General features: G+C 30.5%; 20 protein-coding genes and 1 tRNA gene. 16 read left to right on the plus strand and 5 right to left on the minus strand.

What is annotated here, in order from left to right:
• The first annotated feature begins 59 nt into the window (after positions 1 to 59).
• Entirely contained in the window at positions 60 to 716 is a 657-nt protein-coding gene (locus Q4512_RS03585; protein WP_303421676.1) for a metal-dependent transcriptional regulator, read from the plus strand.
• 56 nt (positions 717 to 772) lie between these two features.
• The gene (locus tag Q4512_RS03590) at positions 773 to 1,198 is read left to right on the plus strand and encodes a hypothetical protein (RefSeq protein ID WP_303421678.1); all 426 of its coding nucleotides are present in this window, start codon (positions 773 to 775) and stop codon (positions 1,196 to 1,198) included.
• On the opposite strand, the gene Q4512_RS03595 is transcribed toward Q4512_RS03590, so the two are convergent.
• The 4 genes from Q4512_RS03595 to Q4512_RS03610 form a co-directional block, all read right to left on the minus strand.
• Positions 1,195 to 1,326 carry a FeoB-associated Cys-rich membrane protein gene (locus tag Q4512_RS03595; protein WP_303421679.1) on the minus strand — a complete coding sequence of 44 codons (132 nt, stop codon included), beginning with the start codon at positions 1,324 to 1,326 and terminating at the stop codon, positions 1,195 to 1,197. The genes Q4512_RS03590 and Q4512_RS03595 overlap by 4 nt on opposite strands.
• 44 nt (positions 1,327 to 1,370) lie before the next feature.
• Positions 1,371 to 3,470, minus strand: coding sequence for a ferrous iron transport protein B (gene feoB, locus Q4512_RS03600; RefSeq protein WP_303421680.1), 2,100 nt, complete (start codon positions 3,468 to 3,470; stop codon positions 1,371 to 1,373).
• Complete coding sequence (locus tag Q4512_RS03605) at positions 3,463 to 3,699, minus strand: FeoA family protein (RefSeq protein WP_303421681.1); 237 nt, start codon at positions 3,697 to 3,699, stop codon at positions 3,463 to 3,465. The genes feoB and Q4512_RS03605 overlap by 8 nt, the downstream gene beginning before the upstream one ends.
• Before the next feature lie 73 nt (positions 3,700 to 3,772).
• Positions 3,773 to 4,444 (minus strand): SCO family protein, encoded by a 672-nt coding sequence (locus Q4512_RS03610; protein ID WP_303421682.1) that lies wholly within the window; start codon positions 4,442 to 4,444, stop codon positions 3,773 to 3,775.
• 112 nt (positions 4,445 to 4,556) lie between these two features.
• Here Q4512_RS03610 and Q4512_RS03615 point away from each other — a divergent pair, with 112 nt between their 5' ends.
• The 14 genes from Q4512_RS03615 to Q4512_RS03680 all read left to right on the plus strand — a co-directional run bounded on the left by Q4512_RS03615 (position 4,557) and on the right by Q4512_RS03680 (position 19,413).
• A complete protein-coding gene (locus Q4512_RS03615) occupies positions 4,557 to 6,497 on the plus strand; it encodes a M1 family aminopeptidase (RefSeq protein WP_303421683.1) in 1,941 nt (646 codons plus the stop codon).
• 72 nt (positions 6,498 to 6,569) lie between these two features.
• Positions 6,570 to 7,910, plus strand: coding sequence for an RIP metalloprotease RseP (gene rseP / locus Q4512_RS03620; RefSeq protein ID WP_303421685.1), 1,341 nt, complete (start codon positions 6,570 to 6,572; stop codon positions 7,908 to 7,910).
• Positions 7,911 to 8,073: 163 nt separating this feature from the next.
• A tRNA-Asn gene (locus tag Q4512_RS03625) sits at positions 8,074 to 8,150 on the plus strand.
• A 249-nt stretch (positions 8,151 to 8,399) separates the two neighbouring features.
• The gene (locus Q4512_RS03630; RefSeq protein ID WP_303421687.1) at positions 8,400 to 8,720 is read left to right on the plus strand and encodes a hypothetical protein; all 321 of its coding nucleotides are present in this window, start codon (positions 8,400 to 8,402) and stop codon (positions 8,718 to 8,720) included.
• A 134-nt stretch (positions 8,721 to 8,854) separates the two neighbouring features.
• Positions 8,855 to 9,268 (plus strand): response regulator, encoded by a 414-nt coding sequence (locus Q4512_RS03635; RefSeq protein WP_303421689.1) that lies wholly within the window; start codon positions 8,855 to 8,857, stop codon positions 9,266 to 9,268.
• 4 nt (positions 9,269 to 9,272) lie between these two features.
• Entirely contained in the window at positions 9,273 to 9,812 is a 540-nt protein-coding gene (locus tag Q4512_RS03640) for a heme NO-binding domain-containing protein (protein ID WP_303421691.1), read from the plus strand.
• A complete protein-coding gene (locus Q4512_RS03645) occupies positions 9,812 to 11,770 on the plus strand; it encodes a PAS domain S-box protein (protein ID WP_303421693.1) in 1,959 nt (652 codons plus the stop codon). Before Q4512_RS03640 ends, Q4512_RS03645 begins: the two co-directional genes overlap by 1 nt.
• A 2-nt stretch (positions 11,771 to 11,772) precedes the next feature.
• A complete protein-coding gene (locus Q4512_RS03650; protein WP_303421695.1) occupies positions 11,773 to 12,906 on the plus strand; it encodes an FIST signal transduction protein in 1,134 nt (377 codons plus the stop codon).
• On the plus strand, positions 12,906 to 13,970 hold the full coding sequence (locus tag Q4512_RS03655) for an ATP-binding protein (RefSeq protein WP_303421697.1): 1,065 nt from the start codon (positions 12,906 to 12,908) through the stop codon (positions 13,968 to 13,970). Before Q4512_RS03650 ends, Q4512_RS03655 begins: the two co-directional genes overlap by 1 nt.
• On the plus strand, positions 13,957 to 14,274 hold the full coding sequence (locus tag Q4512_RS03660) for an Hpt domain-containing protein (RefSeq protein ID WP_303421699.1): 318 nt from the start codon (positions 13,957 to 13,959) through the stop codon (positions 14,272 to 14,274). Before Q4512_RS03655 ends, Q4512_RS03660 begins: the two co-directional genes overlap by 14 nt.
• Before the next feature lie 9 nt (positions 14,275 to 14,283).
• Positions 14,284 to 14,997 (plus strand): LytTR family DNA-binding domain-containing protein, encoded by a 714-nt coding sequence (locus tag Q4512_RS03665; protein WP_303421701.1) that lies wholly within the window; start codon positions 14,284 to 14,286, stop codon positions 14,995 to 14,997.
• 282 nt (positions 14,998 to 15,279) lie between these two features.
• On the plus strand, positions 15,280 to 15,774 hold the full coding sequence (locus tag Q4512_RS03670; protein WP_303421703.1) for a CAP domain-containing protein: 495 nt from the start codon (positions 15,280 to 15,282) through the stop codon (positions 15,772 to 15,774).
• A 123-nt stretch (positions 15,775 to 15,897) separates the two neighbouring features.
• Positions 15,898 to 18,504: a T9SS type A sorting domain-containing protein gene (locus Q4512_RS03675; RefSeq protein WP_303421705.1), complete on the plus strand. Its 2,607-nt coding sequence runs from the start codon at positions 15,898 to 15,900 to the stop codon at positions 18,502 to 18,504.
• A 537-nt stretch (positions 18,505 to 19,041) separates the two neighbouring features.
• Positions 19,042 to 19,413 carry a hypothetical protein gene (locus Q4512_RS03680; RefSeq protein ID WP_303421707.1) on the plus strand — a complete coding sequence of 124 codons (372 nt, stop codon included), beginning with the start codon at positions 19,042 to 19,044 and terminating at the stop codon, positions 19,411 to 19,413.
• Between the two features lie 272 nt (positions 19,414 to 19,685).
• On the opposite strand, the gene Q4512_RS03685 is transcribed toward Q4512_RS03680, so the two are convergent.
• Positions 19,686 to 21,746 carry a tetratricopeptide repeat protein gene (locus Q4512_RS03685; RefSeq protein ID WP_303421708.1) on the minus strand — a complete coding sequence of 687 codons (2,061 nt, stop codon included), beginning with the start codon at positions 21,744 to 21,746 and terminating at the stop codon, positions 19,686 to 19,688.
• Positions 21,747 to 21,885 lie beyond the last annotated feature (139 nt).

The raw sequence follows: 21,885 nt of genomic DNA on the forward strand, positions 1-21,885 counted from the left end.
TAGTCTAAAAATATTTTAAGAAATATATCTTTTCTATATTTGTAAGAGATAATAATACTATGATTACATTAACAGAAGAAAATTATATAAAAGCAATTTATCATCTTGGAAGCAATGGTGATACATCCGTAAATACAAATGCTATAGCTGAAGTCATGCAGACTAAAGCTTCTTCGGTTACAGATATGATTAAAAAATTGTCGGAAAAAAATTATGCAGATTATAAAAAATACCAAGGAGTCACATTAACAGAAGCGGGAAGGGTTGTAGCTGTAAATATTATTAGGAAACATCGACTTTGGGAAGTTTTTTTAGTTGAAAAATTGAATTTTTCTTGGGATGAAGTTCATGAAGTTGCAGAACACTTAGAGCACATTAAGTCAGAGAAGTTGATTAATCAGTTAGATGCTTTTTTAGAATTTCCGAAGCATGATCCTCATGGAGATCCAATTCCTGATAAAGAAGGAAATTTTCAGCATATAGAAAAGATTATTCTAGCTAAAGCCGAAGTTGGTTCTACATATAAATGTGTTGGAGTAGATGATGATTCTTCTAGTTTTTTAAAATATTTAGATAGTAATAAAATTGCTTTAGGCACAATAATAACCATTAAACATAGGGAGCCTTATGATAATTCTATAAAAATTGCATTAGAAAATACAGAAATTGTTGTTTCTCAAAATGTAGCTAAGAATTTATATTTAAAGAAGGTTTAAAAGAAAACAAAATATTTTGGCACGATTTAGGATTATAAGCTACTAATAACTACACTATGAAGTACGTATCATTTATTATTCTATTATTTGCTGCATCTGCTCTTTTTGCTCAAGATTCTACAAAAACAAATACTGTAATACCGCCAAAAATTGTGACTAAACTTAATTTTGGTGAAGATTTACAAGTTAATGATATACGTTTAAAGTTTGTAGAAGTAGTTCAAGATTCTCGCTGTCCTAAAGCGGTTCAATGCATTTGGGAAGGAGAAGTAATTATTTTGGTAGATGTTTATGAACACAATAAAAAAGTGGTACAAAAGAAATTAGTTTTTAATGCAAGAAGTACTTTTAATAATGAAATAGGTAATTTATTTACTTCAGATGTTTTAAATATTTCGGGTATTAAAGTAATGCCATATCCTGTTGCTAGTAATAAAATTTTGAAAGAAGATTATTATGTACAACTAGATGTAAGTAATTAATGACAACTGCAATCGTCTGTTCCGCAGGCTTTTTTAGCTTTCTTTTTATAAAAAAACTTCTTAATAATAAATGCTAATGCAAGTAAAACAGAAGAAAAAGCTAGTATATTTTGAATGATCGTATTCATAATTAATTGGTCGAAATCTTTCTTCTAAATTTACAAAAAAAGGATTACTTTAAAAACTGATAAGCAATTAATGCTGCTATATACGCAATAATGGTCATTATTATTAATTGTAAGGTTGGCCATTTCCAAGAATTGGTTTCTCTTTTAACAATAGCTAAAGTGCTCATACACTGCATGGCAAAAGCATAAAATAAAAGTAGTGAAATACCCGAGGCTAAGGTAAATAATGGTCCGCCAGTAATTGGGTTGACTTCTTTAGCCATTCTGTTTTTAATGGTTTCTTCCTCATCACTACCAACACTATAAATGGTTGCTAATGTGCCAACAAAAACTTCACGAGCAGCAAAACTACTCACAATAGCAATACCTATTTTCCAATCGTAACCTAGAGGCCTAATAACAGGTTCAATAGCTCTTCCTGTAATTCCAATAAAAGAGTGTTCTAGTTTATGAGAAGCCACTTTTTGGTCTAACTCTTCTTCAGATAAATTTTGCGAAGCATATTCTGTTTTTACAATTTCTTCGGCATTATTAAAGTTTTTCCCTGGTCCGTAAGAAGCTAAAAACCATAATATAATTGAGATTGCTAAAATTATTTTTCCAGCTCCAAATACAAATGATTTTGTTTTTTCTAAAACCGTTAAAGCAACATTCTTAATCAGCGGAAGCTTATAGTTTGGCATTTCTACTACAAAGAAACTTTTGTTCTTAATTTTTAGTATTTTATTTAAAATATATGCAGAAAAAATTGCTGTTCCAAATCCTATTAAATACAAAAGCATTAAAGTTAGCGCTTGGTAGCTTAAACCAAGAAAACGACCTTCGGGAATCACTAAAGCAATAATAATTAAATATACAGGAAGCCTAGCAGCGCAGGTAGTAAAAGGGGTCACTAAAATGGTAATTAATCGTTCTTTCCAGCTTTCAATATTTCTTGTAGCCATAATTGCAGGAATTGCACATGCGGTACCAGAAATTAACGGTACAACGCTTTTTCCGCTAAGGCCAAAGCGTCTCATAATTCTGTCCATTAAAAAGACTACACGACTCATGTAGCCACTTTCTTCTAAAAGGGCAATAAATAGAAATAAGAATGCAATTTGAGGAATAAAAATAACAACACCACCAAGCCCGGGAATTATTCCTTCGGCAATTAAATTGGTAAAAGCACCTTTAGGTAATGCGTTTTTTGTCCATTCACTTAACGAAGCAAAAGCAGAATCTATTAAATCCATTGGTATGCTAGACCAGTCATAAATAGCTTGAAAAATAGTTAATAAAATGAAAGCAAAAATGACATAACCCCAAACTTTATGGGTTAATATTTTGTCAAATTTTGCACGTAAACCTTTAGCTTGACTAGCGTCTATAGTTTGTCCTTTTTTAAGAACATTATTAATAAACTGATATCTTTTTATGGTTTCTTTTTGCTGTAATTTTTTTAAGTTGCTTGAAGATTTAGTTTTAAAACTAGAAATAGCTTCCATTTCTTTTCTTTCTAGTTTTCCAAAATTTACATCCTGTGTAATAACTAGCCAAAGTTTGTATAAGAGTTGGTTTGGAAAAGTATTACGGAGTCTATCAAAATATTCCTTGTCAATTTCAGAAGCATGAAGACAAGGGGTAACAGATAAATCTTTATAGTCTGTAATTAGTTTTTTTAAGGAGTCTATACCTTCGCTTTTACGCGTGCTTATTAATGCTATTTTTGTTTTTAGTTGTTCTTCTAAATATTCAATGTCTAACGAAATACCTTTATATTTCATTCTGTCAGACATATTAATAACTAGAATACAAGGGATTTCTAAATCTTTTATTTGAGTAAAAAGGAGTAAGTTTCTTTTTAAATTTTCAACATCACTTACAACAATCGCAACATCTGGATAATCCTTATCGTTTTTATTTAAAAGCAGTTCTATAACGACATTCTCATCTAAAGAAGAAGCGTTTAAACTATAGGTTCCAGGTAAATCTATAATATGGGCTTTTACACCACGAGGTAGTTTGCAAATACCTTCTTTTTTTTCAACCGTAATTCCAGGATAGTTTCCAACTTTTTGGTTTAAACCAGTAAGGGCATTAAACACGGAGGTTTTTCCGGTATTTGGGTTTCCAATAAGTGCAACATTTATTTGTTTACTCATGGATAATTTTTTCGATTAATATATGACTTGCAGTTTCTTTTCTAATCGCTAAATGTGTTCCATTTATATTTAAATACATTGGGTCTTGAAAAGGAGCAACCTGCAGAAGCTCTACCGTATTACCAGGCAGACAACCCATTTCTAAAAGTTTTAATGGTATATGTATAGATGAAACATCCGTTATAATACCTTGTTCTCCTCGTTTAAGATGTGCTATTGTTATTTGCAAGCTTATTTAGATTGATTTTAAAGAAGCAAATGTACTATAAAAGTAGTTGCTAAAAAAATAGTTGCTTAATAAACTATTTATATTCTTTTTTTAACGTTTTAATGTCTTCCAAAATACGTTCTACATCTTCTGTTTTTGTGCCATCATAAAAGCCTCTAATTTGACGCTTTTTGTCAATAAGCATAAAGTTTTCAGTGTGTACCATATCAAAAGGACCTCCGTCACCTGCGTCTTTAACTGCTAGATAACTTTTTCTTGCAAGCGCGTAAATTTGTTTTTTATCTCCAGTTACTAAGTTCCATTTTTCATCATTTACACCTTTTTTTAAAGCGTAACGTTTTAATTGTGCAACACTATCTATTTTAGGTGTAACCGAATGTGAAAGCAACATCACTTCGTCATCATTTAAAATCTCTTTTTGAATTTGATACATGTTATCTGTCATTAACGGACAAATGGTTTGGCAAGTGGTAAAAAAGAAGTCGGCTACGTAAATTTTGTCTTTATAATGTTCCTGCGTTATTGTTTTTCCATTTTGATTAGTAAGGCTAAAATCTGCTATTTTATGATATTTCTTTTTATACTGAATTGTGCTATCAACTAATTCGGCATTAACCAAAGCAGGTTGATAGACAGGGAGAACTCTGTCTACTTTTAAAATACTGTAGAAAATAGAAATAATAATAATGGATAAAATCCCTAAAACAATAGCAAAATATTTGTAGTCTTTAAAAAATGAAAGCATGAAAAAAAAGTTTGTATACAAAATTACAATTTATTTCATCTTGAGCTAGTAATAAAGGTTACATTAAATACAACTAAATATTGTAACTTTAATGTTTAAAAATGATATTGAAATGAAAAATTATTTTTTATTGATCCTATTATTATCTACCATTTTTTCTTTTGGGCAAACCTATGATGACGAATTAAATACTCTGGTTGAAGCAGAAGCTAAATCTGCATCCAATAGAATTTATAACCAAAGAGTTAATTTAAATACAGGGAATTACGATGTTACTTATCATCAATTAGAATTTACTATAGACCCAAGTATTACAGGTATTTCGGGAGTTGTAACTACACATTTTATGGCTAAAGAAAACATGACAGAAGTAACTTTTGATTTAGCAGATAATATGATCGTATCTCAAGTTTTACAAAACGGAAATACACTGTCATTTACTCAAAATACAGACGATGAGCTTGTAATAGTCTTAGCGCAAACCTTAAATACTGGGCAAACAGGGATTGTAGAGATTAGTTATTCTGGAAACCCAATAAGTTCTGGTTTTGGTTCTTTTGCTCAAACCACTCATAATAGTGATCCAATAATTTGGACATTATCGGAACCTTATGGAGCTAAAGGGTGGTGGCCTTGTAAACAAGATTTAAATGATAAAATTGAAAGTATAGACGTATATATTACAACGCCGCAATTTAATTCGCAAGGAGAAGAATATATTGCAGTTAGTAATGGTGTAGAACAAAGTCAAACCGTAAATGGTACTAATAAAACGACACATTATAAGCATGAATTTCCTATTCCAGCGTATTTAATTGCTATTGCAGCTACTAATTATGAAGTCTATTCTCACACGGTTGCAAATAATGGGAATCCTTTCGAAATTGTAAATTATGTATATCCAGAAAGTCTAACATTGGCACAAGCTAGTACAGAAGTAACTGTAGATATTATGGAATTGTTTTCTGAGAAATTTGAGGAATATCCTTACGCTTCCGAAAAATATGGACACGCCCAATTTGGTTGGGGAGGAGGTATGGAACATACTACCGTTTCTTTTATGGGAAGTTTTAGTAGAAATTTAATAGCTCACGAATTAGCCCACCAATGGTTTGGAGATAAAATTACTTGTGGTAGCTGGAAAGATATTTGGTTAAATGAAGGCTTTGCTACCTATTTGTCTGGACTAGTAATTGAAGATTTTGACGGAGAAGCAAGCTTTACTAGTTGGAAACAAGGACGCGTTAGTTCTATAACATCTCAAACAGATGGAGCGGTGTATTTAACAGACAGTGACACTACAAGTGTTAGTAGGATTTTTAATAGTAGATTAAGTTACAATAAAGGATCCATGGTTTTGCACATGCTTAGAAAGAAAGTTGGAGATGCTAATTTTTATCAAGGAATGCAAGACTATTTAAGCGATACTAATTTAGCTTTCGATTATGCGAAAACTCCAGATTATATTTCTAAAATGGAAACTGCTAGTGGGGAAGATTTAACCGAGTTTTTTAACGATTGGGTATACAATCAAGGATATCCAACATACACAATTAATGCGAGTTGGGTAGATGTAAATAGCCTTCAATTAGAAGTAAATCAAACCCAAAGTCATAGTTCTGTGACTTATTTTGAAGCACCTATTCCGTTAAGAATTATTGGAACAAATGGGGAAGAATTAAATATCATTTTAAATAATACTTATGAAGGAGAAACTTTTGTTGAAACTGTAAGTTTTGAAATTAGTGAAATTCTATTAGATCCAGATGTAGACCTAATTTCTAAAAATAATATGGTAACATTAAGTACCAATACTTATTATTTAAAGAATCAGTTATTCATGTATCCAAACCCAACAACAACAAGTATTAATTTTACAAAACCGGAAGGGTTAATAGTTAATACGATTCAAATTTATGACGTATTAGGGAAATTGGTTTTAGAGTCTAGCTATCAGGAAAGTATTGCTACAGAAACATTGTCTTCTGGAGTACATTTTGTAAAATTTTCCACAAATCAAGGTGTTTTTCATAAAAGGCTGTTAAAGGATTAAGCAATATATCTTTGCACTTTTTTTAGTTAGTATAAAAACGTACTTTTGCACGTTATAAACAAAACCCAATACATGACTGTATTTATAATTAAAGCCGCTCAGTTATTTTTGAGCCTTTCTATATTAGTAGTTTTACATGAGCTAGGACATTTTATTCCTGCAAAACTATTTAAAACCAAAGTGGAAAAGTTCTACTTATTTTTCGATATTAAATTCTCATTATTCAAGAAAAAAATTGGCGAAACCGTATATGGTATTGGTTGGTTGCCCCTTGGAGGTTATGTAAAAATAGCAGGAATGATAGATGAAAGTATGGATAAAGAGCAAATGGCTAAACCACCACAACCATGGGAGTTTCGCTCTAAGCCAACCTGGCAACGATTAATCATTATGTTAGGTGGTGTTTTTATGAACTTTGTACTGGCATTCTTCCTTTACATGGTAATACTATTTGTTTGGGGAACCGTTTATATCAATAAAGATGATGTAAAATATGGCTACGGAGTTAGTAAAACTATGGAGAACTATGGTTTTCAACAAGGAGATAAAATTGTTTCTGTAGATGGGGAACCAATTGAAGATTTAACAGAAGATGTTAGTAAATATCTAATGTTTAGAAATATTGAAACCATAAAAGTAGAACATACTAATGGTGCTATGGAAGATCTTGCTATACCAGAAGATATTGGTAAACAGCTTTTTGCAGCTGGAGATTTGCCAGCTTTCGAACCAAGATCCCCTTTTAAATTAGAAGGAGTAGAACCAGGTTTACCAGCAGAACAAGCGGGATTAAAGGCAGAAGATAAAATTGTAGCAGTTAATGGAAATCCGATTACTTATTTTTCAGATTTCACGTATCAATTAAAAAATAGTGCAACAAAAGATATTGTTTTACTAGTAGAACGTAATAATGAAGAAAAGGAATTTACAATAACACCAACCGAAGATAATAAGGTTGGTATTTCGGTAACCAGAACGGATCCAGATTTTATTAAAATTAACCAGAAAGAATACGCCATAGGAGAAAGTATTTCGGGAGGTATTAGTAAAGGTTATTGGGAGATAAAAGACTATTTAGCACAATTTCAATACATATTCACTAAAAAGGGAGCATCACAAATTGGAGGTTTTGCTGCTATAGGTCAAATGTTTCCTGCACAATGGAACTGGCAAGTATTTTGGAAAATGACAGCTTTCTTGTCTATCATGTTAGGTGTATTAAATTTATTACCAATTCCAGCACTAGATGGTGGTCATGTAATGTTTTTATTATATGAAATTGTTTCCGGAAGAAAACCAGGAGATAAATTCATGGAGTACGCGCAATTAGTTGGTTTTGTACTTCTTATAGGTTTGGTTTTGTTTGCAAACGGAAACGATGCATTTAAAGCGATTCAAGAGTGGTTAAAATAATTTTAATTATTTTTAATTTTGTATTTGTAGAAATTAAAAAATAATATATATTTGCACTCGCAAAAGTGATAAACTCATTTTTTTAGGAGTTAGTTCTCTAAAAAAAATAATAGTTTTAGCAAAAGCGAAAAGTCAGAAAAAAGACTTTAAAAGAAAACGACACTCCTCTTTAGCTCAGTTGGTTAGAGCATCTGACTGTTAATCAGAGGGTCCTAAGTTCGAGTCTTAGAAGAGGAGCCAAATGGGTAAAAGCCTTTACAGCAATGTAAGGGCTTTTTTTATGGCGTAAAGTGAAATTTAAAACACTTTCTGTTATCTCGGCTATAATAAATCTCTTGCTATGTTGTTTGTATATAGGTGTTTATGGTTTTATAAAACCATTCGTCGACACTTGCTTCCCGCCCATCTATAGACATTGTTTGTTAAAAGAATATTTAATATAACAGGTTAGTCTTCGGTTAATTTTGTACCAGTTAATCCAAACAAACCATGTTAAAAACAGAAGTTCCCTCTTTATTATTTTTAAATAAAATAAGTAGAAAGTTATTTAAAAATGAAAAAAATAATACAGTCGAAAATAATACATATCCAATTAACATTGATGATGAAAAATATAGCTTAAAAACGATGGAAAAATATGCTTTAAATAAAAACATAAGAAACTTAGAGTTTATAAATCATTTAGAAATGAATTTACAAGACAAACAATTAAAAAATATGCCCCTTGAGTTTCTTACAGATTTAAAACAATTAAAAATACATTCTCAAAACAATCTATTAACAACACTTTATTCTATTAATAAAAAATAGATTTAGGTATTGTAAAAAACCATTGGTCGACACTTAAACGTTATTGGTCGACACTAAAATCGTTCTAATCGAATATAAAAAATAAAAACTCCTATTAAATCTAGCTTTGTTGTGTTAAATAAAAGACCCTCGTAATGTTAAAAAAACTTAAAATACTTCTTATTGAAGATGACATGATTGAAATAATGAAATTGAATAGAACGATTTCTACATTAAAATTAGATCATAAAATTATTGAAGCAAATAATGGAGAAGAAGCACTAGAAATTTTAGAGCAAAAAGATAACTTACCTGATGTTATTTTATTAGATTTAAATATGCCAAAAATAAATGGCATCGAGTTTTTAAGCATTTTAAAAAAAGATGATGTATTAAAATATATTCCTACCATAATTTTAACAACATCCAATAATCAAAAAGATTTATTAGAATGTTATAAGATAGGTGTTGCTGGTTATGTTTTAAAGCCATTAAAATATGAGGATTATGTTAGTAAAATTGAAAAATTATTAGCATATTGGAGTATCAACGAGTTAATAGTAGTTTAAAAAAATGAAAGGAATAGTTTTTACCGAGTTTTTAGAATTAGTAGAAGATAAATTTGGATTAGAAATGGTCGATAATATTATCTCAAGTTCTACATTAGAATCTGAAGGCATTTATACAGCCGTAGGGACATATAGTTTTTCAGAAATGTTACAATTATTAGGGCATTTAAGCGAAAACACAGGTATATCAATAGACAACTTGTTATTGGTATATGCCGAACACTTTTTCAGTGTAATTGAAAAAAGTTATCCTGGACTCTTAGAAACATATAAAGACCCAATTGAAATGATTTCATCTATAGAAAATCATATTCATGTAGAAGTTAGAAAAATTTATCCAGATGCAGAATTGCCAACTTTTGAAGTTGTCGAAAAAACAGAAAACTCTTTAGTAATGATATATACTTCTAGCAGAGCTATGCATCACTTTGGCTTAGGTTTAATGAACAAAACTTTCGAACACTTTGGTTCAACTGCAAAAATAGATTTAGAAAAAATTAAAGAAGACGGAACAGAAGTGCGATTTGTTATTCATAAAAATTAATGAGTCAAGAGCAAGTAGAAATATTACAACGTGCTTTAAAAAGAGAAAAAGCGGCAAGAAAAGCAGCCGAAAAAATTCTTGAAGAAAAATCAAGAGAATTATACTTTACATCACAACGACTAGAGCAATTACTAGAAGAGAAATCTTCACAATTACAAGGTGTTTTTGAAAATATTGTAGATGCATATGTTGTTATGGATTTACAAGGAAATATCATAAAATTTAATGAAGCAGCAACTAAATTATTTGGTTACGATATTAGTAGAGAAGAAATAAACGTTGTAAATCTTATTTATAAAGAAGATTATCCATATGCAATATCTTCTTTTATGGAACTGCAAAATAAAGCCTATTTTAAAAATTACGAAGCTAGAGTGTACACTAAATCTAAAGAGGTTAAATGGGTACATATAAATGCTAGTTTAATTTTTGATAAAGAAAAAAAACCCGTTGCAGCACAAGGTATTGTTAGAGATATAACAGACCAAAAAGCATCCGAAGAAAAATTAATAGCATCCGAAAATAGATTAGCATCACTAGTTGTTAATCTAGATAGTGGTATCGTATTAGAAGACGAAAACCGTAGCATTGTTCTTACAAATAATAAATTTTGTGACCTTTTTAATATTGAAGCAAAACCATCAGATCTAATAGGGATGGATTGCCAAGCTGCATCCGAACAAAATAAAGTGCTATTTAAAAACCCAGACTCCTTTTTGCAAAGAATGCGAGTTATTGATGAAAATAAAAAAACAGTTTTAGGAGACGAACTAGAAATGTTAGATGGTAAAATACTCGAGAGAAACTATATTCCAATAATAACAGGTGATACCAGTAAAGGCTATTTATGGACATTTAAAGATGTCACCTTAAACAGAACTTATAGAAAAAGCCTTGAAGCTCAAAAACAAAAGTATTACAGCATTATTGCCAATATGAATTTAGGTTTGGTCGAAGTAAATAATAATGAAGAAATATTAATGGTAAACCAAAGCTTTGAGAAAATTTCTGGATTTAAACAGGAAGAAGTTTTAGGTAAAAATGCAAGAGAGCTTTTTGCAATAGACGGCTCTTCTGATGTTATTTTAAAAGAGAATGTTAAACGTCTTAAAGGAGAATCTAGCTCCTATGAAATTAAAGCCAGAAATAAAGCAGGTGAAATACTGTATTTATTAATAAGTGGAGCACCAAATTATAATATAGATGGAGAAGTAATAGGTTCTATTGGTATACATCTAGACATTACGGCAATTAAAAACTTAGAATTTCAAAAAGAAAAATTATTAAGTAAACTAGAAAAAAGTAACGACGAATTACAAGAGTACGCACATATTGTATCCCACGATCTAAAATCACCATTAAGAAGCATACATGCACTAGTTAGTTGGTTAAAAGAAGACAATCAAGGTAAACTTGACGATATAAGTATACAAAACATAGGGCTTATAGAAACTACATTAGAGAAAATGGAACAACTTATTACAGATGTTTTAAATTATTCTAGTGTAGGCGCAGAGACTTCCTTAAAAACAGAAGTCGATTTAAATAGTTTAGTAAACGAATTAGTATCGATTTTATACATTCCAGATCATATAGAAATTAAAAGTTTAAATACATTACCAAATATAATTGGGGATAGAACGAAACTTCAACAAGTATTTCAAAATTTAATTAGTAACTCTGTTAAGTTTATAGATAAAGAGCATGGAAGTATTATAATAGATGTAGAAGACTTAAAAAGTCATTATAAGTTTTCTATTAAAGATAATGGTATTGGTATTGAGAAAAAATATCATGATAAAATATTTAAGATATTTCATTCTTTAAAGAAAAGCAAAGATTCCTCAGGAATTGGCTTATCTATTGTTAAAAAAATTATCAACTTACATGAAGGAGAAATATGGTTAGATAGCGAACCAAATGTAGGTAGCACTTTCTATTTCACTTTAAAAAAATAAAAATGAAAACAGTACAACTAGTAAAAAATAAAAATAAAGATTGGGAATATGTTGTCGAAAAACAAGAGTTAAAAGAACCTTTAGTATTGGTTTTTGGTAACAGATATATGTTAGAAGACAAAGATGTTTACAAGGATATTAAACAATTATTTCCTGATGGACATATTGTTTTTGCCTCTTCATGTGCCGAAATTTCATCGAACACAGTAAACCAAGAAAGTATAACTATTACTGCAATTGAGTTTGAAAAAAGCACTTTTCAAATACAGACAAGTAATGTTTTAAACAAAGATTTAGATAGTTATAAAACTGGTAACGATTTAATAAATCAGCTTTCGCAAGAAAACTTAAAATATGTACTAGTAGTTTCTGAAGGTAGTTTTATTAATGGTAGCCAACTTACCAAAGGTATGAGCGCATCAACATCTGATAATATAGTAATAACAGGTGGTTTATGTGGAGATGATGATAGATTTGAAAAAACATTAGCATCTTATAATGAAAATCCAAAAGAAGGGGAACTTGTAGCTATTGGTTTTTATGGAGATACCCTTGAAATTTCTTTCTCTATTCATGGTGGATGGACACCTTTTGGCCCAGAGCGAAGAGTAACAAAATCTAAAGGCAATACCTTGTTTGAATTAGATGGAAAACCAGCTCTTGACTTATATAAAAGTTATTTAGGAGATAAAGCAAAAGACTTACCAGGAGCAGCATTATTATATCCTTTAAATGTGAAGTCTACAGACGAAAAGCAATCTATTGTAAGATCTATTTTAAATATAAATGAAGAAGAGAATGCTGTAATTTTAGCAGGGGATATTAAAGAAAATTCTAAAGTTCAGCTTATGATGACTAATGTAGATCATATTGCAAATGCATCCGAACGTGCAGCAAGACAAGCATTAGAATACCGAACAAATAAACCAGAATTAGCCATATTAGTAAGTTGTATTGGCAGAAAATTAGTGCTAGACCAACGTGTAGAAGAAGAAATTGAAGAAGTAATAGAGGTTATAGGTAATGATACTGTAATTAGTGGTTTTTATTCCTATGGGGAGATAGCACCTTTTCATGGTGAAGTAGCTTGCCAATTGCATAATCAAACCATGACCATAACGCTAATAAGCGAATAATGAATTCCCTTTTAAAAAGACAAATTCGTAAATATTTAAGTGAAGAGTTAAAAAACAATGAAAATTTAAAAACGTTTATTAACGCTGTAGATTTGTCGTATAATAATTTTGACGAACAATCTGCTATGATTCAAAGAGCAATGGCTATTAGCTCTGACGAATTATATACCGCTAACCGAAAATTACAAAAGGAAGCAGACGAACAAAAGGAAGTTATTAATAAACTTAAAAGTGTTATCGATACACTAAAATTTTATAATTTAAAAGAAGACGAAAAAGAAGAGAATGTCGAGTTAACTGGTTCTAATTTGGTAGATTTTATTGATAACCAAACTAAGGAGATTGTTCAAATGAACAAGCAAAAGCAATTTATGTTAAATGAACTTGCACATCAAAACCAAGAGCTTAGCGATTATGCACATATGGTATCTCACGATTTAAAATCACCACTTCGTAGTATAGATACATTAACCGCTTGGTTAAGACAGGATTATGAAGAAATATTTGATGAAAACGGAAAAAAAACATTAAAACTAATTCGAACAAATGTTGAAAAAATGGATACCCTAATTAGTGGTATTTTAGAATATTCAACCATAGGTAAAAACCGAATAGAAGTATACGATGTAGATTTAAATAATTTAATTGAAGACTTATTAAAAAGTATTCAAGTCCCAGACCATATTCATATTACAAAAACAGATTTACCTATAATTAAAGGCGATAAATATAGATTGAAACAACTGTTTCAAAACCTAATTGGCAATGCAATAAAGTATAATGATAAAGATCAAGGAACTGTTGCTATTGGTTTAGAAGATAAAAAGGAATACTGGCAATTTCACATAAAAGATAACGGAAAAGGTATTGACAAAACCTACTTTAACAAAATTTTTAAAACCTTTGAGAAATTAGAAAATAATCCAGATTCTTCCGGAATAGGATTGTCTATTGTTAAAAAAATTGTCGAATTGTATGGAGGAAAAATATGGCTAGAATCGCAAGTTCATATTGGAACCACATTTTATTTCACCCTTAAAAAATCCCCAAATGGAACAGCCTAATCAATCTTACATTAACAGCTTGTCTGGAGGTGATCAAGCATTTAAACAAAAACTAATAGATGTTATAAAAAAAGAGTTTCCAGAAGAGAAATTAGTGTATTTTAATAACTACAATGCTAAAAATTATAAGTTAGCAGCAGAAAATGTACATAAACTTAAACATAAAATTAGTATTTTAGGGCTCGAGAAAGGTTATGAAGTTGCAGTAGCATACGAAAATAGTTTGCTAGAAGGTTCTACAAACCATAAGGAAGCATTTGAAGCTATTTTAAACAGCATAACAATATATCTAGAAGAAATTTAAATATACCATATGAATTGTATTGTTATTGATGACGAAGCTACTGCTAGAATGATTATTTCGCAATTATGCTCCAATGTGCCAAGTCTTAATGTTTTAGAAGAGTTTCCTAATGCAATGCAAGCTATTAAATACTTAAATCAAAATGAAGTTGATTTAATTTTCTTAGATATACACATGCCAGATTTTACAGGTTTCGATTTTATTGAAACCCTTAAAAATCCCCCAAAAATAATACTCACAACATCAGATCCTAATTTTGCTATTCAAGCTTTTGAATATGACTGTATTGTCGATTATTTGGTAAAACCAATTACCCAAGAACGGTTTAATAAAGCTATAGGTAAAGCAGAAGCTAAACAAAATAAACCCGTTACAAAAGCTTCAAAAACAGAAAAAGTTGAAAGTACTTCAGGTAACGACTTGTATGTAAATATAGATAGACGCTTAATTAAAATAGATATCCCAAGTATTTACTTAGTCGAAGCTAAGGGAGATTATATTCAGGTTAAAACAGAAGATAAAAATTATACTGTACATTCTACCTTAAAAAAAATAGAAGAAAAACTTCCAGACAATTTATTCTTAAAAGTACATAGATCGTATATTATCAATATTAAAAAGATAATTGATATAGAAGATAACAGTGTTTTAATTAAAAAAGATGTTATTCCCGTAAGTAGATCGAATAGGCCAGAATTAATGAAAAGGCTTAATTTATTATAAGACATTGCATTTCAACGATTATTTTAAGAGAGTCGTCTTAAAATTCGTTTCAAACCTATTTAAAACCAACAAACGCTTTCATTAGCATTATGTTTACATTGTAATCAGTTAAGGGATTCATTGGTTAGTATATAAAAAGGCAGAAATTTATTTTTCTGTCTTTTTTTTTGCCTTTAACTTCTGCAATTTACCATTCATCTATACTTTAAATTACACTAATCGAAAAACATAAAATGCAGCTTGCTTTCCTAATAGTTTTGTCGTCAAATTAAACCAAAACCGATGAAAAAAGTAGCAGTTATTATAACCGTTTTATTAAGTACATTTTTAATGTCTTGCTCTGTTGAAGAGGATGTTAATTCTTCAGAAAATTATACTACACAAGTTGTAGAGGTAACATATACAACTTTAGATTATGAAATTGCAGAGCTAATAAATGCACATAGAATTTCGATAGGTCTTGATACATTAAGTCTACTTAGTCAAGCCTCCAAAGAAGCGATTACACATAACCAATATATGGCTAGTCAAGGTAATATAAGTCATGATCATTTTAGTGAACGTTCTCAAAACTTAAAAGATTCGGTGAATGCAAAAAAAGTATCAGAAAATGTTGGTTACGGTTATAATAGTGCTACATCCATAGTGAATGCTTGGTTAAATAGCGAAGGGCATAGACAAGCTATAGAAAATCCAGTTTATACAGACTTTGGTATTTCTTCAAAAGAAGATGAAACAGGCAGTAATTACGTAACAAACATCTTTGTAAAGCTATAATTTAAAATAGCTTATCTACACATAATTACCATTCGTCTACACTAAAGCTACACGAAACGAAAAACATAATTTGAAGCAGGTAATATCAATAAATTTGTACTGTAAATAAGAAATAAATATACCATGAAAACAAAATTACACATATTAAAAAATCAACTAGTAATACTAGCAGTAGTATTAGTTGGTTTAACAACACAAGCACAAAATATTCCTTTTAATTGCGATTATAGTGCATACTTATTTCAACGTAATGATGTATATGCAATTGATTTAGCATCTGGTAATTCTTACCTTGCTGCAACAGATATTACACCAGGAAATATTAATGCGGCAGCATATAATCCAGCAGATGGTTTTATTTGGGGTTATTTAAGTACACCTTCTAAAACCATTGTTAGAATTGGAAAAGATTTCCAAACTACATCTTTTACGATACCAGAACTAACTACAGGAAATAAATATGTTGGAGATATTAGTCCCGATGGTATTTATTATTTTAAAGCTGGAGGTACAAGCTATTTTAAAGTAGATTTAAATCCTAACTCTGCAACTTATACACAATACCTTTCAACAGAAAGTTTAACACAAAATATTAACATCCATGATTGGGCCTTTAATGCAGTAGATGGTAACTTATATGCAGTAGAAAAAACTTCAAATGTTTTATATAGAATTAACCCAATAACAAGTGCAGTATCATCTTTAGGTGTTGTCCCAATTCTATCTGGATTAAGCTATTCATATGGAGCTGTGTATTTTGATGCAGATGGTCGTTTTTATGTCTCGGCTAATGAAACCGGAACTGTTTATGTAATACAAAGTGTTCAGGATTTAGACGGAATAAATGTTATGGAATCTAATTTATTTGCATTTGGTCCTTCAAGCTCTAGTAATGATGGTGCACGTTGCCCAACAGCTCCAGTTGCTCAAGAAATATGTGATAATGGTATTGATGATGATGGAGATGGTTTAATAGATTGCGAAGATCCTTCTTGTTCAGGTTTTGGAAGTTGCGAAGTGATTGCACCACCTACAACTGCTAACGATGGCGGTTTAGAAAGTAACGGAAGATTATCGGAAGCAATTAGCAAACGTAACTTTAATCGTGCTAAAAAGAGCTATGCCTTTGACCAAATGTCGGCAAAACGTGTTACTCCAAACCCAGTAAGTTATACTAGTAGAACCACCAATGATTTTCAATTACAAGATTTTGTACCATTAACAACTATTAACGAAGATTATGCAGTAGAGTCTACACCTTCAGACTTATTAAACATTACCAACGCAACAGAAGTGTATTCTGTAGATTATATGCAAAACGATGCGTCTATAGCTTCCATCTTAGCTTTAAAAACAGAAAACGGCGTATACGAACATACCAAATATATTTGTGATAGATTATTAGGAGCAGAATTAATTTCGGTTTCTACCATTGATATTAATGATCAAGCATTCATTAAATCCATTATAAAAAATGCAGACGGTTCTTTTGAATATGTTTTAAGCTTATCTGCTAAAGTTGCTAATAACGATGCGAATTTTGCAATAGAAAGCCATTGGAATTTAGATGTATATGAAGAAAATATAACTTTTTACAACTTTCAAATCTGGTCGAATTCTATAGACGATTTATATAGCTTGTCTCAAGAAGTATTAAACTTATTAGAAGTAGTAAAACCAATCTCTGGTTACGAATTATCTACGCCTCCAACCGTTTTTGTAAGAAAAGGAAAGTATAACAATGGCGCCTTAGATCTTCAAATAATAAATACCAATGCAACCGAAAATGTAACTTTCGATTCTGGTTATAGAGAAACAGAAACGAGTGACTTTAACTACACATCGTCTAACTTAAACTTAAACGAAAATTATATTACCAATATTCAAGTACCAACAGGAAATCTATTTGATGTTGGGTTTAGAATTGGAGATGGTATAAACACACCAGACGATTTATTTATGTCCGATGGGCCTTGGGGAGTTGATGATTCACAAGCAGGAACAGTTGTAACTAATTACAATATTTCACCTAATACGAATGAATTTGATGCGGCAGATTTTCCAATAGAAAGAAACCTAAGCTTAAGCGCACACACAAGTACTTATTTTGCAGCTTACAGAGCATTAACACCACGTTTTAAAGCAGTAGATGTAACAAACTACGATAGCTTCAAACTTAAAGCAAAAGGAACAGGAAATTTAGAAATTACTTTAGTAAAACAAAGTATCACCAATTGGGAAGAGCAATATAAAACAACCATTGCTTTAACAGCAGATTACCAGAGTTTTGCAATACCTTTTTCTGCATTTACATCTGCTTTAAATACCGAATTACAAGCAAACGATGTGGTTACCATAGTATTTACAATGGTAAGTGAAGACGGAACAAGAACCGCAAAAGAAATGGATGTACAGGATGTACGTTTCTCTACAGGAAATACCTTATCTGTAAACGATTTTGAAACAGATACAACAACAAATTCTGTAAAAGCATATCCAAACCCAATGCGAAATGCATCTAATATTCACTTTAGTGCAAATCAAAATGAAACTGTACAATTAGTTATTTATAACCAATTAGGTAAAGTAGTATTTCATACTACAGTAAATGCACAAGCAGGTAAAAACCAAATAGCAATAGAAAGAAATAACTTAAGTTCTGGTTTATACATCTGTAAAATAGTAAGTACACAAACCCAATATAATCCCTTGAAGTTACTTGTAAAGTAACACTAATTATTTGTTTTTTGATTGATAGCGTGGAAACCTAAAAACTAATAATAGCTTATAAGTTGGTTTCTACTAAAGGCAAGAGCGAGGGCTCTTGCCTTTTTTTGTTCTTATTTTAAGGAAGTTGAAATGCTTCGTTATGTTTTGAAAGATAGTGTTTTAGCTTTTATTTAATAAGAAATTACATAAGCTGTTATTTAGAAGGAGTTACGACTGAAGAATCTTTTTTATGTAATGAAGTAATTACAGAAAGTATTTTTTAAGTAGTAAATTTAATAGTTAATTACAATGGGATTATACTTATTTAAAGTCGTGCACTATAATTTTTAATGGGAAATAATTTTTAAAACAAAATCCAATGAACAATAATCAAATCAATAAAAAACTAGAAAGAAAAATTAATTTCTTTACAGCTTATTTTTTTAAGTGCTTTAGTTATTTCTTTTTTTGCTTTTAGTAATAAAGATAAAATGGAGCGTTTTGATGAGCTCATTGTAAAAAAAAATTACTGTAATTGGTGAAGACAATTTACCTAGGATGGTACTTAGTAATGAAAACAGGCAACATTTAGGAAGAATGAATGGCAAGAATGGGAGAAAGAGAACGTCCTTTAGGTATTTTTTCTTTAATAACGAAGGAGATGAATGTGGTGGTTTAGTATTTAAAACAAAAGAAAAAGATGGAAAAATTATCTTCGAAATGTCTTTTACAATGGATAATTATAAAGATGATCAAGCAGTACAAATACTTAATGATGAGTATTATTCTAATGCTAAAGCATATATAAAAAGGGGAATCTCTATCAATCAATATTCGGTTGGTTCTATCATAGACGAAAGAAATAATAAGCTTAAAAAGTTAAGCATGATTGAAGATGGAAAAGAACGTACGGAAAAATTAATACGTTAATGGAACAATAAGGAGCTGTAAACCGTTTGTTTATGGGTAAAACAAAAGGAAACAGTTCGGGGCAGTTTTAGCTGGACCTGACGGTCCTCCAAAAATGATGATATATTTAGATGATAAAGGAGTGCCAAAAATTCAAACTTTTACTGAAAATGGCGAAATAAAAGACTTCCTGGAAAATTAATACCGGGCCAGTTCTACTAAAGAATTTCCATAGTAATCGAATAAACTAAGAATCTCTTTTTATTTTAGTTAATAAGATTAAATAATAAATCTTATTCCCTAAAAACAGGCTTTTCAAACAATAACCATTTAAAACGCAATCCAACCTCATTAAACGTAAAACCAGCAGCAGTTGCAGAGGCAATATTACTTCGTGTACCAAATAGATTTGCCATACAACGATCGGAGAATTTATATCCAAGTTTTCCTTGTATTCTGTAGGTGCTTTGGCTTTTATCGTCTTCAATATATTGTAATCCTGTTGCTGCAGTTAATTCGTAAAACCATTCTTTAGGTTTCGCTATGTTTTCGTCTTTAATAAGATTAGCAAAAACTTCCACTGCATTAAATTTTTCAGGGGAGAAATAAACCGTTGGCACTTGGTTTTTAAATGTAATGTATTGGTAGTTTATACCAGCTTTAAGTGATGGTTTTGGTAAAATGTTATAGTATAATGAAGTAAATAAAAGGTTTCTCGCATTGTTATCGCTTTGGCTGGTGTAAAAGTATTGTGTAAACCAACCTAAGTTAAAGTTCGTGTTTAAGCTATAGTTTGCATAATAGTTATTTTGTACTATTTCACGATCTAATAATTCGGCATTAAAGCTTTGTAATTCACGTTTGTACCCCACCGTTAAATCTTGTAATTTAAAAGGTTTAATATTAAAAGAAACATCGGTTAATAGTTGCGTATAATCATTTGTAGTTGCTTTTGCCGAGGTTAATCCTGCAGTACCTTTAAAGGTTACGTTTGGTAATAATTGATACGAAAGACCTAAGCTAAAGTCGTTAGAAGTTGCATCGTTATTTGTAACGGCATTGGTGGTGTTTCTGTAATTATAGCTTGCTAATACTTTAAATTTTGTAGAAAACGGAAACTCTATATTGTTGTTAAACGCAAATGCTTCGTTATCTCCATTATCAAAGGAATAGGATGTTTTTCCTTCGTAAAAAGGAGTAAAGGTAGTGTTGAGGTTTTTTATAAAGTTGGTAGCATCTTTTTGGTTTTCGTAAAACTTCAACGTGTTTTCTGCAGAAGTATATGCCGCTTCATATTTACCTAAAGCTTTTAATGCATTTGCGTTTCCTAAGTTACCATCAAAAGAAGTACTATCATTTACCAAAATTTGGTCGTAATCTTTAACACTCTTTTTAAAATCGCTTTTGTAGATATTAAGTGTCGCACGTAAAGCCAATAACCAGTTTTCGTTAGGTTTGGTTTCTATTAAATTTGCGATAAGCGTATCTGATGCTTTAAATTTCTTGTTCCAAATTAAGGCTTGTACATAACGTTCTGTCGTTTGTTGACTAAGTGTCGGTTCGGTAGTTTTATCTAGACTTTCAAAAGCTTCTGTACTTAGTTGTAATGCCTCTTTTTCTTTTCCGTTTAAATGCGAAACTAATGCTAAACCGTTTAATGCTGTGATTTTATTTTCAGGATTTTCAGCTAGAATGTCATAGGTTGCTTTGGCATCTTCTAAACGATTGGCAATTAAATATAAGTTGGCTAAGTTTAATAAGGTGTCTTTGTCATTATTAAAAAGAATTAAGTTTTCTTTTAACAATAACTCAGCTTCATCGTATTTTTGCGATTGCTGTTTTTGGTAAGCATATCCTAAATACATGTATTTTTTAGAGGTTAATGCGTTTGGGTTTCCTGGTAATACTTCTAATGCTTTATCTACATATTTTAAAGCATCTTTATATTCTTTTAAATTAGAAAGAGTATTGGCGTAACTTAATAATGCAGGAAAACTTTTAGGGTCTTCATCTATCAAGCCCTTAAAATAAGTTTTAGCTTTTGAAAAATTACTATTCCATAATAAAGACTCTCCATAATTTAGCTTCACCTCAAAATCTGTAGGGTAATCTGCTAATAGATTTGTAAATAGTGTATTTGCTGCTTCTGGTTTTCCGTTTAATCCAATCGCACGACCATAACATAGTCTAGCGGTTTTGTTTTGTGGATATTCTTTTAAAATACTTTGAAAAAACGTTTCCGCTTTCGCGTATTTGCCTGTTTCTAAATAGGTAAACCCTTCTTGCATGTCTTGTGCATAGCTAAAAAAAGCAGTTAATAATAATGTAAATAGGGCAAAAAATTTAAGTTTCATGTTCTAGTTTTTAATCATTTGCAAGTTAGGCATTCATTTCCATTCATTCATCTACAGCAATGGTCCACTCATCGAAATTCAATGGAATCTCATAGCTTTCTATTGCATCTTTGCATCAGAAATTAGTCACAAACAAATC

The sequence above is a fragment of the Oceanihabitans sp. 2_MG-2023 genome, assembly GCF_030547245.1.
Taxonomy (GTDB): Bacteria; Bacteroidota; Bacteroidia; order Flavobacteriales; family Flavobacteriaceae; genus Oceanihabitans.

What these genes read in the sequence shown, in the direction of transcription:
- Q4512_RS03585 (WP_303421676.1), top strand. Translation starts at nt 60, where the DNA reads ATGATTACATTAACAGAAGAAAATTATATAAAAGCAATTTATCATCTT.
- Q4512_RS03590 (WP_303421678.1), top strand. Translation starts at nt 773, where the DNA reads ATGAAGTACGTATCATTTATTATTCTATTATTTGCTGCATCTGCTCTT.
- Q4512_RS03595 (WP_303421679.1), bottom strand. Translation starts at nt 1,326, where the DNA reads ATGAATACGATCATTCAAAATATACTAGCTTTTTCTTCTGTTTTACTT.
- feoB (WP_303421680.1), bottom strand. Translation starts at nt 3,470, where the DNA reads ATGAGTAAACAAATAAATGTTGCACTTATTGGAAACCCAAATACCGGA.
- Q4512_RS03610 (WP_303421682.1), bottom strand. Translation starts at nt 4,444, where the DNA reads ATGCTTTCATTTTTTAAAGACTACAAATATTTTGCTATTGTTTTAGGG.
- Q4512_RS03615 (WP_303421683.1), top strand. Translation starts at nt 4,557, where the DNA reads ATGAAAAATTATTTTTTATTGATCCTATTATTATCTACCATTTTTTCT.
- rseP (WP_303421685.1), top strand. Translation starts at nt 6,570, where the DNA reads ATGACTGTATTTATAATTAAAGCCGCTCAGTTATTTTTGAGCCTTTCT.
- Q4512_RS03630 (WP_303421687.1), top strand. Translation starts at nt 8,400, where the DNA reads ATGTTAAAAACAGAAGTTCCCTCTTTATTATTTTTAAATAAAATAAGT.
- Q4512_RS03635 (WP_303421689.1), top strand. Translation starts at nt 8,855, where the DNA reads ATGTTAAAAAAACTTAAAATACTTCTTATTGAAGATGACATGATTGAA.
- Q4512_RS03640 (WP_303421691.1), top strand. Translation starts at nt 9,273, where the DNA reads ATGAAAGGAATAGTTTTTACCGAGTTTTTAGAATTAGTAGAAGATAAA.
- Q4512_RS03645 (WP_303421693.1), top strand. Translation starts at nt 9,812, where the DNA reads ATGAGTCAAGAGCAAGTAGAAATATTACAACGTGCTTTAAAAAGAGAA.
- Q4512_RS03650 (WP_303421695.1), top strand. Translation starts at nt 11,773, where the DNA reads ATGAAAACAGTACAACTAGTAAAAAATAAAAATAAAGATTGGGAATAT.
- Q4512_RS03655 (WP_303421697.1), top strand. Translation starts at nt 12,906, where the DNA reads ATGAATTCCCTTTTAAAAAGACAAATTCGTAAATATTTAAGTGAAGAG.
- Q4512_RS03660 (WP_303421699.1), top strand. Translation starts at nt 13,957, where the DNA reads ATGGAACAGCCTAATCAATCTTACATTAACAGCTTGTCTGGAGGTGAT.
- Q4512_RS03665 (WP_303421701.1), top strand. Translation starts at nt 14,284, where the DNA reads ATGAATTGTATTGTTATTGATGACGAAGCTACTGCTAGAATGATTATT.
- Q4512_RS03670 (WP_303421703.1), top strand. Translation starts at nt 15,280, where the DNA reads ATGAAAAAAGTAGCAGTTATTATAACCGTTTTATTAAGTACATTTTTA.
- Q4512_RS03675 (WP_303421705.1), top strand. Translation starts at nt 15,898, where the DNA reads ATGAAAACAAAATTACACATATTAAAAAATCAACTAGTAATACTAGCA.
- Q4512_RS03680 (WP_303421707.1), top strand. Translation starts at nt 19,042, where the DNA reads ATGGTACTTAGTAATGAAAACAGGCAACATTTAGGAAGAATGAATGGC.
- Q4512_RS03685 (WP_303421708.1), bottom strand. Translation starts at nt 21,746, where the DNA reads ATGAAACTTAAATTTTTTGCCCTATTTACATTATTATTAACTGCTTTT.